This is a genomic window from Streptomyces sp. ICC1, from assembly GCF_003287935.1.
Taxonomy (GTDB): Bacteria; Actinomycetota; Actinomycetes; order Streptomycetales; family Streptomycetaceae; genus Streptomyces; species Streptomyces tritrimontium.
This window is the reverse complement of the sequence record NZ_CP030287.1, coordinates 6056222-6069721: the sequence shown is the minus strand read 5'-3', so window position 1 is coordinate 6069721 and position 13500 is coordinate 6056222. Positions and strand designations below refer to the sequence as shown.

The window sequence follows — 13500 nt, the reverse complement described above, 5'->3', positions numbered from 1 at the left end:
CCGCCGGGGCTTGTGGATCACAATCCGCAGATGGCGACGCCCCCGTACAGCAGCTGGATGCGGTACTTCTCCCCCACCGCCAACCACCGCCGGCTCGGCCTGGTGTGCCTCGGCGTGGGGGTGCAGCAGGGGGTGCTGCCGGTGGTGGGCCCGCGCGTGCTCGACCACCACGTCGCGGTGGTGGTCTGCGGCGGCCGGGGCTGGTTCAGCCACGGCGGGCGGGCCCCGCAGCCGGTGACGGCGCCGGCGCTGCTGTGGCTGGTCCCGGGGGTGGAGCACCACTACGGCCCCGATCCGGGGACCGGCTGGGAGGAGTGCTTCGTGGACTTCTCCGGCCACAGCGTGGAGGCGTACACCGATCTCGGCTACGTCACCCCGGACCGCCCGCTGGTGCCGCTGAGCGGGACGGCCGGGGTACGGCACGTGGTCGACGGGATCGTACGGGCGGCCCGGCGCGGCGGTCCGCTGCTGGAGGTGGAGGCCGCGGCGGCCGTGCACGGGCTGCTGGTCGCGCTGCGCTACGCCCGGGCCGAGGTGTCGCGGCACGGGGACGCCGTGATGGACACCCTGGCCCGGGACGCGCTGCTGCCCATATCGGTGGCCGAGCACGCCGCCCGGCTCGGGATGCCGCTCCCCCAGCTGCGCCGGGCGGTGCGGCGCAGTACCGGGGAGGGGGTCAAGGAATACCTCCTCGGCATCCGGCTGAGCCGGGCCAAGGAGCTGCTGGCCCGTACCGACCTGCCGGTCGCCGGAGTCGCCCGGCGGGTCGGTTACGAGGACGCCGCCTACTTCAGCAGGCTGTTCAGCCACCGGGTGGGCGTGGCGCCCGGCCGGTTCCGCCAACAGCAGTCGACGCAGCAATCGACGCAGCAGCCGTCCGCGTCACGGTAGGTAGCCGATGTTGAGCTCCGCGACGGCCGTCCACGGATTGCCCGAAACCTCCTTCGTGGCCTTGAGCTTGACGTAGCGCGCGGTGCGGGCCGTGAACGCCACGTCCTGCTGGGCGGTGGTGTTGGCGAAGGTCCCGGAGGCGGCCGTCGTGCCCCAGTTGACCCCGTCGGTGGAGGTCAGGACCTGGTAGTCGGCGATGCGTCCGTTGGTCTGCGTCTGGCGGGGCAGGTAGTGCAGCGCGGAGACGTTGTAGGAGGCGCCGAGGTCGAGGGTGATCTCGTGCGGCATCGGCGCGGTGGCCTGGTACCACTGGGTGTGCCAGATGGTGGCGCCGTCGCCGTCGAGCACGTTGGCCGCGGCGCCGTTCTCGCCGGCGGTCTCCTGACTGTCCACCGCCTTGACGCTCATCTGGCTCTGGGGGACGAGGAGTTCACCGCCTCCGCCCGAGCCGAGGTCGTCGACGGCAAGGTCGTCGAGGATGAAGTCGGCCTCGTTGTGGGAGCCTTCGCCGGTCACCTTGCGGATGCCGATCCAGGCGTCGGCGCCGGCGGTGAAGGTCTTGGTGAAGGTGGTGGCCGTACGGGCCTGGTTCAGCGCGGTCGCCGTCTCGGTGCTGCCGGAGCCGGTGATGAACTGGTAGTCGCCGCTGAAGCCGTTCTCGTAGCTGAACGCGACCTTGTACGAGCGGCCCGGTGTCAGGCGCAGGGTCTGCGGGAGGGTGCGGTAGACGAGGCCCTGCCGCTCCTCGTGCGACTTGAGCGAGTTCTGCCCGCTGATCACGTCGTCGACCAGCTTTCCGCTCCATCCCGCCTGGGTGTACGGGGCGTTGCGCTGGGCGATGTGGGTGCGCGGGTCGGTGGCCGAGCCGCCGGCGCCGCCGAAGGCGAAGGGGCCCCAGCCGGCGTCCACGTTCTCGAAGTCCTCGGTGAACCAGTGGCCGTTCAGCGGGGTGCGGGCGGAGCGGACGACCCGTACGTCGTCCAGGTAGACGATGCCGGGGCCGGTGGCCGCGGACAGTTTGAGGGTGGCCGTGGACTGGCCAGCCGGCACGTCGAAGAACACCTTCATCCGCTGCATCTTGGTGGTGTTCTTCTCGCTCCCGCCGAGGCTGTTGGTCAGGGTGGAGGAGTCGGCGTAGACGGAGGCGGCGGTTCCCCCGGTCGGGGTCACGGTGAGGGTGGCGGCGCGGCCGGTCGGGGTGGAGACCCAGACGGAGGCCGCGTGGGTGCCGGGGGCGAGGCCGGTGAGCTGCTGGGAGACGGCCGGGGCGGTGTTCGGGGCCATCGTGAGCTCGCTCTGGCCCTGGGCGTTGCGGGTGACGGCGGCGCCGGACCCGCTCACGGTCCAGGCGTTCAGGTTGCCGGAGAAGAAGGAGGGGTCCTTGAGCGGGGTGCCCTGGCCCCAGACCGGGTCCGGCTGGGCGGGGGCCGCGCCGTTGGTGACGACGTAGCCGGTCTTGGCGGTGGCGTTGACGGTGACCTGTCCGCCGGTGACGGTCAGGTCGCCGACCAGCTGGCGTCCGCTGTCGGTCAGTCGGTAGAGCTTGGGCGCGGACCAGCCGGCGGGCAGGGTCCAGGTGGTGGAGCCGCCCGCGGTGTTCCAGTGGTAGAGCTTGCCGTCGCGCGGCAGGAGGTACGCGGAGCCGTTCAGGACGGTCCGGCCGCCGGTGGTGATCTTGCGGGTGCCGCCGGCGGTGGTGACGGTGGTGCCGTTCGCGAGGGTGACCGTGTCGGCGGTCCACTTCACGACCGGGGATTCCTGGAGGTACTTGGTCGGCAGGTTGGTCGCGAAGGTGGTGGAGAGGAAGGAGGTGAAGTCCCGCTTGCCCTGCCAGCCCTCGTACGCGGTGATCTCGGCACCGCCGAGCAGCGCGTTGCCCGCGATCCAGTCGTCCTTGGTGTGGTTGGCGACGAAGCGGGCGATGGTGGAGTTGATGCCCTTGAGGTCGGTGCCGCCGTAGTTGACGTCGGTCGCCCAGTGGTGCCAGAGGGATTGCTCGGTCATGGAGTTGGGGAACTCGGTGGCGAGCTGGTAGCCGAGGCCGGAGATCTCGCGTTCGAGCTTGCGCGAGACGTAGCCGTCGCCGTACCAGACGTCCACGTAGAGGAAGTCCAGGCCGGGGGCGGCCGACTTGAGGTCCTGGAGCCGCTTCAGGCGCCCGCCGGACTGCCCGTCCTTTCGCGTGTCCACGTAGTACGACTGGTCGAGCCAGTCCCAGCCGAGGCCGCCGCTCTGGTGGGCGGGGTCGAAGGTGGCCGAGACCGGGTACTCCTCGGTGGCGTTGATGTGCACGCCGAAGTCGGCGTTGTAGGTGTGGCCGACGGTGGTGAGGGTGTTCAGGTCGGTGGCGCCGCCCAGTTTGGAGCCGATGTTCTTGTAGTCCATGTGTGCCGAGTCGTGGCCCTCGGAGGCGTACCCCTTGAGCAGGACGAACTGGCCGAGGCCGTCGGTGGCCAGGTTGACCCGCTTGGTCTCGTCGAGGGTCTCGGCGAAGGGGTGGGTGGCCGCGGAGGCGAAGTTGAAGGGGATGCGCTGTACGACGCGGTCGGCGGTCTGCTCCCAGCCGGTCGGCGGGGTCCAGATGTCGCGGTAAGCGACCGCGGCGTCCTGCCAGTCCACCGCGGAGTCGCCGTTGCGGTCGGCGGTGACCGCGATCCGGGCATAGGGCAGCGGCTCGGTGTCGGTGTCCGCGGCGCCCGTGGCCCGGTAGAGCCAGGATCCGCTCCACAGGCCGGCCCGGCGGTAGGAGCCCTTGTCGGTGACCTGCTTGCTGATCCGGCCGTTCTCGGTGGCCGTGCCGCCCGAGGGGGCGTCGTAGTACGCGTTGGAGTCGATGGCCGCGGCCAGCTTGCCGGTGTTGGCCAGGCCGTACATCACGGTCGTGGCGGAGGCGTCGACCGGGGTGCTCGCGGTGACGGGCGTGAAGGTGTCCCCGGTGCCGGTGGTGGCGGTGTGCATCTTCGCGGTGGACAGCGCGGCGCCCGGCTGGCTGCTGCGGACGCTGACGAGGTTGTGGCTGGGGATCGCGAAGCTGCGTACGCGCAGGGCGGCGGTGTCCTCGATCGCGGTGACCTTGAACTCCACGACCGAACCGGCCACCGAGAGACGGGCCCTGACGGTCACTCCGGAGAAGGCGAGCGCGTAGTCGACGCCGGAGGCGGAGGGCGTGGAGGTGACGGCGGGGGTGTAGGTGGTTCCGTTGACGACGATCGCGCCGAGGGTGTCCTCGTTGCCGTTCAGCACGTCCCCGGTGGCGGTGCGGGTGTAGCTGATGACGCGGGGGAAGGCGCTGTCCACGCTGACGGACAGTTCGGGCGAGGCGATCGTCACGGGGGCGGCCGCCGCGGCGGGGGCGGCGGGCACGGCCACGACCAAGGTGGCGACCAGGCCGGCCACCGCGGCTGCGGCCGGCCAGAGGGGGGTTCGCATCGGACCTCCGGGAGTCGGCGCTTCCTGTGCGGAAGACCGCGCGACGTGGAGGCCGGCGGTCCGCTCACTGACCTGACAGCTTGCGGATCGCGGCACGGCAGGCCCATGGACAAAGCAGCGCTCGGTCCTGGACTTATGTGACCGGTGGGTCACATGGTGGTGCGTTCGTGGTGGCTGCGCGGCTGCGTACAGCTCCGTACCGGCGGCTGCGTACCGGCGGCTACGTACCGGCGGCTACGTACTGGCGGGCACCAGGACGACGGCCGTCCCGTACGCGCAGACCTCGGTGCCGACGTCCGCGGCGTCCGTGACGTCGAAGCGCATCATCAGCACGGCGTTCGCGCCGCGCGCCTTCGCCTGCTCGATGAGCCGCTCCATGGCTTGGTTGCGGGTCTCCACCAGCGTCTTGGTGAGGCCCTTCAGCTCGCCGCCGATCATGGACTTCAGGCCCGCGCCGATCTGGCTGCCCAGGTGGCGGGAGCGCACGGTGAGGCCGAAGACCTCGCCGATGACCTGCTCGACCCGGTAGCCGGGGACGTCGTTCGTCGTCACGACCATGACGCCCGTCTGCTGTGCGCCGGGGCCGCCGCCGTAGTCTTCGATACCCATGGCTCCCACTCTGGCGGCGCGGGCCGGAGCCCGCATCCGGAAGGGGTCTCAGCTGAGCCGGACGGCGAGGCCGAACTCGTGGGCCACCACCACGGCCTGCGCCCGGCTGGCCAGCCCCAGCTTGCTCATGCAGCGGTGGACGTGCGTCTTGACGGTGGCGGCGCTGAGGACGAGGCGTGCGGCGATGTCGGCGTTGGACAGGCCCGCGCCGACCAGGCCGAGGATCTCGCGCTCGCGCGGGGTCAGGGTGTCCATGCCGGGGCGCGCGGCCCGGGGCGCGACCGCGGCCGGCGCGGCGTAGGTGTCGACGAGCCCGCGCAGGGCGCCGGGGCTGAACAGCATCTCGCCTGCGTGCACGGTGGCGATGGCGGCCAGCAGCCGGGCGGGCGGGGTGTCCTTGAAGAGGAAGCCGCCGGCCCCGACCCGCAGGGCGCGGAAGACGTACTCGTCGGAGTCGAAGGTGGTCAGCATGAGCACCTTGGGGCGCGCGCCGGGTTCGGCGGCGGCCAGGATCCGCTCGGTGGCGGCGATCCCGTCGGTCCCGGGCATCCGGATGTCCATGAGGATCACGTCGGGCCGGGTCCGGGCGGCCAGCCGCACCGCCGCGTCGCCGTCCTCGGCCTCGCCGACGACCTCGTAACCGGGTGCGGCCGTGAGCAGCGCGGTCAGTCCCGACCGGATCAGGAACTGGTCGTCGACGACGAGGACGCGCAGCACGGTGGTTCCCTCTTCCTCCGGGGGCGGCTCAGCCGTCATGGCCGGTCCGGGGTACGGGCACGCGCAGGCTGACCTCGAAGCCGCCGTCGGGGGCCGGCTCGGCGGTCAGCGTGCCGTGGTAGATCATCGCGCGCTCGCGCATGCCGGTCAGGCCCTGGCCGGAGTGTCCGGGGGCGGGGCTCGGGCCGTGCCCGCGGCGGGCTCCGCTGCCGTCGTCCTTGACCCGTACGCGGACCTCGTCCTCGGCGTAGTCCACGCGGACGGTGGTGTGCGCGGCCGGGGCGTGCTTGAGCACGTTCGTGAGCGCCTCCTGGACCACGCGGTACGCGCAGAGGTCGATTCCGGGCGGCAGGGCGTACGCCGCCCCCGTGACGGTGACGTCGACCGGCACGCCGGCCTCGCCCACCCGGCGGACCAGCTCGCCGAGGCGTCCGAGTCCGGAGACCTCGCCCGCCCCGTCCCCTTGCCCGTTCCCGTACCCGGCGGGTTCCGGCCCGTCCTCCCGGAGCACGACGAGCATCCGGCGCATCTCGGCGAGGGCCTCGTGGGCGCTGGAGCCGATGGTGTCCAGGGCGCGGCGGGCGGTGGGCGGGTCGGAGGCGAAGACGTAGCCGGCGAGGCCGGTCTGCACGGAGATGACCGAGACGTGGTGCGCGATGACGTCGTGCAGCTCGCGGGCGATCTGGATGCGTTCGGCGACCACGGCCCGGCGGGCCTTCTCCTCCTGTTCGAGCCTGAGTCGGCGGGTGAGCTCGCGCAGCCGCCGGGAGCCGTTCCCGGCCACCCAGCAGACGGTGGTGGTGACGGTCACGAAGCCGACGCTGAGCGGGCCGATGCCCGGTTCGGCGAGCCGGGTGCCCCAGAGCAGCACGAGGAGCGAGGTGGCGGCGCAGCGCAGGGAGACGGGGCGGGGGCGCAGGGAGGCGACGGTGTAGAGGGCGAGGAGCATCCCGCAGACGGCGGGGACGTGGTAGTAGCCGAGGGTGAAGTAGGCGGCGACGCAGAGCCCGGTGCTCACCAGGACGGCCACGGGAAAGCGGCGGCGCAGCACGAGCGGCAGGTAGACGGCGCCGAGCAGCACGTAGGCGAGCGTGTCGGTGTCGCGCCAGTAGTCCGCGGGGTCCGGCCAGTTCGCGAGCATGGAGGTCGAGATCCAGAGCGAGCCGAGGGCGTACGCGGTCTCGACGACGGCCGGCCGCACGGCGCGGAGCCGGGCGACTGCCGGATGCGCGGACAACTGCACGTAGGACCCCCTTGTGTACACCCCTGGTTGTACAGGGTTACCACCCGTGGGGGTAGCCGGAGTTCAACCCTTGGATGGGCGAGAGAGCGAGCGGGCACCCGTAGATTTCATTGGGCCGGTCCCGAACCGGCAGTGGCCCGATCCCCCCGGGGCCCGCCAGGCGGCCGTGCCCGTTCGGGGGCGGGCACGGCCCCGCCACCCCTCCCCCGCGCCCGGGTCGCAGCTTCGCCGCGGACTACCACCGGTCTCATCATATTGGGCATATCGGGCTAAATCACGGTGCGTCAGCCGGGCTGCGGGCCTTCGCGTCGCCATAGTCATCGGTGGCAACCGCCTGGTTGCCGCCCCGCGCCGCGTTCCGCGGCCGGGCCGATGTCTTCTCAGAGGAGCCGGCTCATGCTGAAGCCCACCAGGACCATCCTCGCTCTCGCCGCCGGAAGCCTGGTGCTCGGCCTGGTAGGGGCGGGTGCCGCCGTCGCGGACGCCGACCCGCTGGCCGACAACCCGGGCCAGGAGAACATCGTTGACGACCAGGAGCAGGCGGACGACCTCGCCGACGACTACCCCGACCGCAAGCACGCCCGCGGCATCGTCATCTCGCGCGGCCCGCTGACCGTGCGCAGCAAGCCGACCACCCACTCGCACAAGGTCGGCCGGGTGCACCCGCACCAGAAGCTCACCATCGAGTGCAAGAAGCGCGGCGAGCGCGTCGACGGCAACAACCTCTGGTACCTGCTGGACGGCAAGCGGGAGGCCCAGGAGGACATGAACGGCGAGGGCCCGGGCGCCGCGGCCACCATGGACCGCAAGGACCACTGGGTCGCGGCCCGCTACGTGAAGAACCTCGGCGAGGTGAGGTACTGCCGCTCCTAGTGCGACGGCACCCGCATCCCGGAACAACGAACTGGCGTCCGGGCCGCGGAGCGGGTAGACAGACGCTGTTCCCGCAGGCAGACGGCCTGCGGGCAGAGCGAAGGACAGACTCGGTGCCGCGTACCGCACGTTCCAACCGACCGGCCCCCCTGGCGTTGCTCGCGGCCGTGACGGCCGTCGCAGCCTCCCTCGGCGGGTGCTCCTCGTCGGACGGGAAGGCGGACGCCGCGGCGTCGCCGAGCGGTTCGGGAAGCGCCTCTCCCTCCACGTCGGCCGCGGCATCGGCCCCGGCATCGCCCTCCGCCGCGAACTCCCAGGCCCCGTCGAGCGGCCAGAGCCCGCAGTCGACCCGGACCTGGCCGGACGTCTCGACCGTCATCATGAAGTGGCGGGACCAGCCCCGCGGCGTCGCGGCTCCCGACGCGGAGGCGGTCCACGCGAAGTCGGTCGGCCTGCTGAACGACGCCGAGACCCGCTACGGCTCCGAAAAGGGCTCCAAGTGCTGGCCCGAGCGGCCGACCTCGCTCACCGAACTGTGCACCGGCAACGCCGCCAAGGCCGCCGAGGCCGCGAAGACCTCGTTGTCCCTGATCGCCCACGAGAACCAGGGCTCCTTCGCCACCCTGCGCGCGAACGCCGACAAGGTCGCGAAGGCCGCCGGTTTCTACGAGTCCCGCTCCTGCGGGACCGCGCCCGCCGGGCAGGCCGAGCGCGACGCGTGCTGGGACGCCGGCTGGACCGTCGCCCAGGCCTATCCGCTCCTGCGCGACGGGTTCAACGCCGGCCTCCAGGCCCGCTGACCCGGCGGCGCCGCCGCCTCACGCCTCCGGGCGCACCGCCCTCGGTCCCACGCACCGCGCTCCGAGGGCGCGTACCCGCTCGCGCAGTTCGCGGTCCGCCGTGACCACGACGCACCCGCGGTGCTCCGCGCGCACGGCCCCCGCCAGCTGCACGATCCGGTCGTCGCCGCTCCCGGGCGCCGGGTCCACCCGTACGCCGGGCACGGACTCGACGCCCCGGGCGGCGCCTTCGACCACGAGGACGATCTCCTGGTCCCCGTCCCGCCGGGCCAGCAGGTCGCGCAGCCGCTCGGCGGCCGCGCGCCGGTCGCGCCACCAGCCGTCCGGCACGGACCCGACGACGTTGGCTCCGTCGACGATCAGGACGTCTGCCGCGCTCCCGGTGCCCTCGGCATTCCCCGCGCTCCCTGCGTTCCCTGCGTTCCCTGCGTTCACCGCCCCAGTATGGGCCGACCGCTCAGAAGTCGCCGTAGTTGACCTGCCAGGTCGCCAGGCCCATCCGGCGCCAGATCGCCACCACCCGGTCGCGGTCGTCCAGGGAGACCCGCACCGCGTACCGGCCGCGCACGTGCGCGTTGAACAGCTCCGCCTTGACGATGTCGTCGCGGCGCGTGTCGCCCGCCGCGCGCATCCACAGCTCGTCGTACGGGACTTCGTGCTCCCGCAGCCAGGCCTCGGTCGGCTCCCGGTGCTCCTCGCCCCGCCCGGACAGCAGCACGATGGTGTCGCCGTCGGCGCGCCGGAAGGAGTCGAGGGCGTCGCGCACCGGCCTGTTGAGGAGGTCGATCCCGCAGCGCGAGAAGTCGTACGGGTTGCGGTCGCCGGTCAGCGCGAGGGTGCCGTCGATATCGCACATGACGGCCCCGGGCAGCGCCGGGTCGGCGACGTACGGGGAGACGTCCGGCTGGTCGTTGAGCCAGTCCGCGGTGAGCCGCCAGCCGCCCTTGCGCGCCTTGGCGTGCTTGTCCGCGAGTATCCGGATGATCTCCTCGCCGACCTGTCGCTCGCGCGCGGCGTCGCGGCGCAGGCACTCCTCCACGGGCACGTCGGTGAAGTCGTGCACGACGAAGGTGGCCCGCCCCGCGACGGCCGCCTTGAGCCGCTTGGGGATGTGGGAGGTCAGGTGCGTGTTGTCGACGACCACGTGGAAGCCGCCGTCGACGGCCGCGCTGACGGCCGCGTCCTGGATGTCCAGCACGGTCTGCTCGTGCTTGTACGAGCGCCCGCGCTCGGGGTCCGGCACGTCGAGCATGGACCGCAGGTCGTCGAGGTTGACGCGGCGCATCCGGCCGCCGGACGCCGCCTGGAGGGCGCGCGCGGCGGTCGTCTTCCCGGAGGCCGGCAGACCCGTCATGACGTGGACCACCGGCAGTGCGGGGGTCTCGGCCGCCGGCTCGGGGGCCTGGGTTTCGGGGACTTCGGACACGCTCAGTTCTCCTCGTCGTTCGTGAAGGGGTCGGACGCCTCGGGCCGCACCTGCCGCCAGCTGACGAGCTCGGTCGACTTGCCGTCCAGGCGCTGGAACAGCGCGCCGCGGATGCCGCTGTCGCGCAGCGACCGGGCGGCGCGCGCGAACGCGCCGCGGTCCGCGGCCAGGTGGGCGAGCGAGGCGTGGGCCTCGTCGATGGCGCGCTCGCGGAGCGCGGCCCGCTCCTCCAGGCCCTCGATCACCGAGCGCACCCACTGGTCGAACTCGTCGGGCACCTGCTCCAGCAGCGCGTCGAGCGGCTTGCCGCCGTAGGCCTCGATGTCGGCGACCGTGCAGTTCAGGCCCTGGGCCAGCTGCTTGGCCGGCAGGCCGGCGAACCGCTGGATGCCGTGGCCGCGCCAGATGTCCCGCTCGGTCACGCCGGTGAGCAGCTTGTGGAGCCGTACGTACTCGGCGATCTTGGCCTTGGCGCGGACGCCCGAGGCGAAGCGCAGCACGAAGCCCTCCGCGTCGGTGCCGGTCGCACCGGCGCCGCCGGGCAGCGTGCTGGAGGCGGTCAGCGCGAGCAGTTCGTCGAGCGGCATCGCGGGCCACGTGGTGACGACGGAGCCGATGTCCCGCCAGTGGACCGCGGCTTCGGCGAGCGGCACCTCGGTGCCGTCCGCCCCGTAGGCGGCGAGCAGGACGAGGTCGCGGCGCTCGCCGTAGTCGACGACGATGCGGTTCTGCGGGTACAGGATCTCCGCGAGGTAGGTGGTGCCGGGGACCAGCAAGGAGGTGTCCCGGCCGTCGAGGCGGCGCTGGGCCCAGGTGGCCTGGGTGCTGGTGAAGGAACCCTTGGACGCGACGCGCCACTTCCCCGCGTAGTGGAAGAGCACCCCGAGACTGCCGTCGACCTTGTCGTACACCTCGAACGGCTCGTCCGGCAGGGCGGGCGCGTACGGCTGGCCGGACTCGTGCTCGCCGACGTTGAAGAACTTGGGCAGCGGCAGCGCGATGACGGCGCCGGTGTCGTCGTCGGCGACGAGGCCGCGGCAGCGCGTGGTGACCTGGTTCCAGACCCGCTCGTACTGGGCGGTCCGGGTGTAGGTGTAAATGGACAGCGGCAGCTCGGGGTGTGCCTTGCGGGTCACGTATCCGGCGTCGATGGCCTCGGTCAGCGCCTGCGCGGGCATCAGGTCGTGCAGAGTCAGGCGGTCCTGGCTCATGGGGTTCCTCCCGGTTCGAGATGCCTCATTCTCGGGGGCGGAAGGGCCCGGCCGAAACCGAATATTCGCTGGTTAGCGGGGGTCCGCGGCACGGCTTCGGCCTTCGCCGCCCAGCCGGTTGATGTCGGCCGCCCGCAGGATCCGCCGGGTGTCCGCGCCGCCGGGGCCGGCGGCGGCGACCGCGATCATGGCGCGGCCCAGTGCCCGGGTGGTGGTGACGAGGTCGGGCGCGACGCGCCCAAGGATCGGGAAGAGGGGCGCGGTGACGGCGTAGGCGGCGCGGTAGAGCGGGGTCTTGGAGGGCGTGCCGCGGTCCGGCCGGACGATCCCCGGGCGGAACATGTAGGCGTCGAAGGGGAGTTTGAGCAGATCGTTCTCGGTCTCCCCCTTGACCCGGGCCCACATGGAGCGGCCCTGCTCGGTGCTGTCCGTGCCCTCGCCCGAGACGTAGGCGAAGGTCAGCCCGGGGTTGGCCCCGGCCAGGGTGCGGGCCGCCCGGAGCGTCAGGTCGTAGGTGATCCGGCGGTACTCCTCCTCCTTCATCCGGAAGGAGGAGATCCCGAGGCAGAAGAAGCACGCGTCGTACGCGGCGAGGTCCAGGCCGGGCGCCGACAGGTCGGTCGGGTCGGCCTGGACGAGCTCGCGCAGCTTGGGGTGGGTGACGGCCAGGGGGGTGCGGCCGACGGCCAGGACGCTTTCCACCGAGTCGTCGCGCAGGCATTCGCGCAGCACGCCCCGGCCGATCATTCCGGTCGCGCCGAAGAGGATGACGTTCACGTCGCCCACCCTATGCGGGCGTGCCCGCGCTCAGTGGGAGACGCAGAGCTCGTTGCCCTCGGGGTCGGTGAGGGTGGTCCAGGCGAAGGGGCCCTGGCGGCCGTCGTGCCGGTGCTCGGCCCCCTTGGCGAGGAGCCGCTCGACGAGGGCCGCGGGGTCGTCCTCGCCGGTGCGGATGTCGAGGTGGACGCGGTTCTTGACGGTCTTGGGCTCCTCGATCAGCTGGAAGAGGACCCGGGGCGCCCGCTCGAGGCCTTCGGGATGGCGGATGGCCCCGCCCGCCTTCCAGACGAGGACGCCCCGGTGCGTGGTGGTGTCCTCCTCGCTCGCGTGCCCGGCGGCGATCAGGCCGCGAATGAACTTCTCGTCACTGGGCTCGACTTCCCATCCGAGGGCCTCGGCCCACCAGTCTGCGAGGGCGTGCGGGTGTGCGGAGTCGACGGTCACTTGGAATGTGTAGGCCATGGCGGGACCCTATCGCCGGGGTCTGACAGCGGCCCGGTGGCGCCGCGATCGGGCCGGGCCGGGCCCCCGGCCGGCTAGTGCTGTGACCGGAAAGGTTCGCCGGGTCGCGGTGTTCGGTGCGGTGCATCTCCCCCAGCTACCGCTGGGAGGGGCCCCCGGGCGGAGGAGCACGCCTCGTACTGGACGTACCGGTGTGGTCCGACAACGCGGCGAGGTGCCGCGCCGGGCGCCGCGACCCGGTGGACCTTTCCGGTCACAGCACTAGTGCGTGCCGGGCGTCGCGACGCCGCGGAGATCCACCAGACACCCCCTGAAGGGCGCGGGTCGCTCCTTCGCCCGTGCGCCCGGGGCCGCTACCGTTCCCCGGGGGCGAAGACACTGTGCAAGGGACCCCCATGACCTCCACCGGGCGGCGGCGCGGGATCCTGCGGCCGCTGGCGGCGCTCCTGTTCCCGCCGGGCCCGGACGGCTCCGAGTCCGTCCACGGGGTGCTGCCGCCGCTGCTGATCGTCCTCACCTTCGTCAGCGGTGTGGTCGACGCGGTGAGCTACTTGGGGCTCGGCCACGTCTTCGTCGCCAACATGACGGGCAACGTCGTCTTCCTCGGCTTCGCGCTCGCCGGCGACCGGTCGCTGTCCGCCCCGGACTCCTTGCTGGCCGTCGGCGCCTTCCTGACCGGCGCGCTGGCCGCGGGCCGGCTGCGGCCGGCCAGCGGGGCCGGCCGGATGTTCGCGCCGCTGGTCGCCGCGCAGACCGTACTGGTGGGCGGGGCGCTCGCCCTGACGGCGGCCGGCGCGGGGCCACCGCCCGTCATCGCCCTGCTCGCGCTGGGCATGGGCCTGCAGAACGCCGTGGTGCACCGGATCGCGGTGCCCGACCTGACCACCACCGTGGTCACCCGGGCGCTGACCGGGCTGGCGGCCGACCGGTGGGGGCCCGCCTCCCTGCGCCGCCTCGTGACGGTCGCGGCCCTGCTGCTGGGGGCGCTGGCCGGGGGTCTGCTGACCCTGCGTCACGGATCGGTGTGGGCGCTCGCCTCGGCCGTGGGCCTGCTGGTCT

General features: G+C 72.7%; 12 protein-coding genes and 1 pseudogene. 4 read left to right on the top strand and 9 right to left on the bottom strand.

The features are described 5' to 3' along the window. The first annotated feature begins 30 nt into the window (after positions 1–30). Entirely contained in the window at positions 31–891 is an 861-nt protein-coding gene (locus DRB96_RS28560) for an AraC family transcriptional regulator (protein ID WP_112453786.1), read from the top strand. On the opposite strand, the gene DRB96_RS28555 is transcribed toward DRB96_RS28560, so the two are convergent. The 4 genes from DRB96_RS28555 to DRB96_RS28540 all read right to left on the bottom strand — a co-directional run bounded on the left by DRB96_RS28555 (position 883) and on the right by DRB96_RS28540 (position 6889). Beyond that, complete coding sequence (locus tag DRB96_RS28555; protein WP_112451057.1) at positions 883–4320, bottom strand: endo-alpha-N-acetylgalactosaminidase family protein; 3438 nt, start codon at positions 4318–4320, stop codon at positions 883–885. The genes DRB96_RS28560 and DRB96_RS28555 overlap by 9 nt on opposite strands. 234 nt (positions 4321–4554) lie before the next feature. Further along, on the bottom strand, positions 4555–4929 hold the full coding sequence (locus tag DRB96_RS28550; protein WP_112451056.1) for a YbjQ family protein: 375 nt from the start codon (positions 4927–4929) through the stop codon (positions 4555–4557). Between the two features lie 48 nt (positions 4930–4977). Then, positions 4978–5685, bottom strand: a complete 708-nt coding sequence (locus DRB96_RS28545; RefSeq protein ID WP_112451055.1) for a response regulator transcription factor — start codon at positions 5683–5685, stop codon at positions 4978–4980. Next, positions 5675–6889 (bottom strand): sensor histidine kinase, encoded by a 1215-nt coding sequence (locus DRB96_RS28540; RefSeq protein ID WP_239516459.1) that lies wholly within the window; start codon positions 6887–6889, stop codon positions 5675–5677. Before DRB96_RS28540 ends, DRB96_RS28545 begins: the two co-directional genes overlap by 11 nt. A gap of 396 nt (positions 6890–7285) precedes the next feature. Here DRB96_RS28540 and DRB96_RS28535 point away from each other — a divergent pair, with 396 nt between their 5' ends. Together DRB96_RS28535 and DRB96_RS28530 are read left to right on the top strand one after the other, a co-directional pair. Beyond that, a complete protein-coding gene (locus tag DRB96_RS28535; protein ID WP_112451054.1) occupies positions 7286–7762 on the top strand; it encodes a hypothetical protein in 477 nt (158 codons plus the stop codon). A gap of 113 nt (positions 7763–7875) precedes the next feature. Further along, positions 7876–8562 (top strand): hypothetical protein, encoded by a 687-nt coding sequence (locus DRB96_RS28530; protein WP_112451053.1) that lies wholly within the window; start codon positions 7876–7878, stop codon positions 8560–8562. Positions 8563–8580: 18 nt separating this feature from the next. On the opposite strand, the gene DRB96_RS28525 is transcribed toward DRB96_RS28530, so the two are convergent. The 5 genes from DRB96_RS28525 to DRB96_RS28505 all read right to left on the bottom strand — a co-directional run bounded on the left by DRB96_RS28525 (position 8581) and on the right by DRB96_RS28505 (position 12441). Beyond that, positions 8581–8925, bottom strand: coding sequence for an NTP pyrophosphohydrolase (locus tag DRB96_RS28525; protein WP_112453782.1), 345 nt, complete (start codon positions 8923–8925; stop codon positions 8581–8583). Positions 8926–9019: 94 nt separating this feature from the next. Then, entirely contained in the window at positions 9020–9988 is a 969-nt protein-coding gene (locus DRB96_RS28520) for an AAA family ATPase (RefSeq protein WP_239516553.1), read from the bottom strand. A gap of 2 nt (positions 9989–9990) precedes the next feature. Then, entirely contained in the window at positions 9991–11199 is a 1209-nt protein-coding gene (locus DRB96_RS28515) for an RNA ligase (RefSeq protein ID WP_112451052.1), read from the bottom strand. A gap of 72 nt (positions 11200–11271) precedes the next feature. After that, positions 11272–11976, bottom strand: coding sequence for an epimerase (locus DRB96_RS28510; RefSeq protein ID WP_112453777.1), 705 nt, complete (start codon positions 11974–11976; stop codon positions 11272–11274). A 30-nt stretch (positions 11977–12006) separates the two neighbouring features. Beyond that, a complete protein-coding gene (locus DRB96_RS28505) occupies positions 12007–12441 on the bottom strand; it encodes a VOC family protein (RefSeq protein WP_112451051.1) in 435 nt (144 codons plus the stop codon). 395 nt (positions 12442–12836) lie between these two features. On the opposite strand from DRB96_RS28505, the pseudogene DRB96_RS43895 reads away from it, so the two are divergent. Then, positions 12837–13496, top strand: a pseudogene (locus DRB96_RS43895) (YoaK family protein); the annotation flags it as partial. Positions 13497–13500 lie beyond the last annotated feature (4 nt).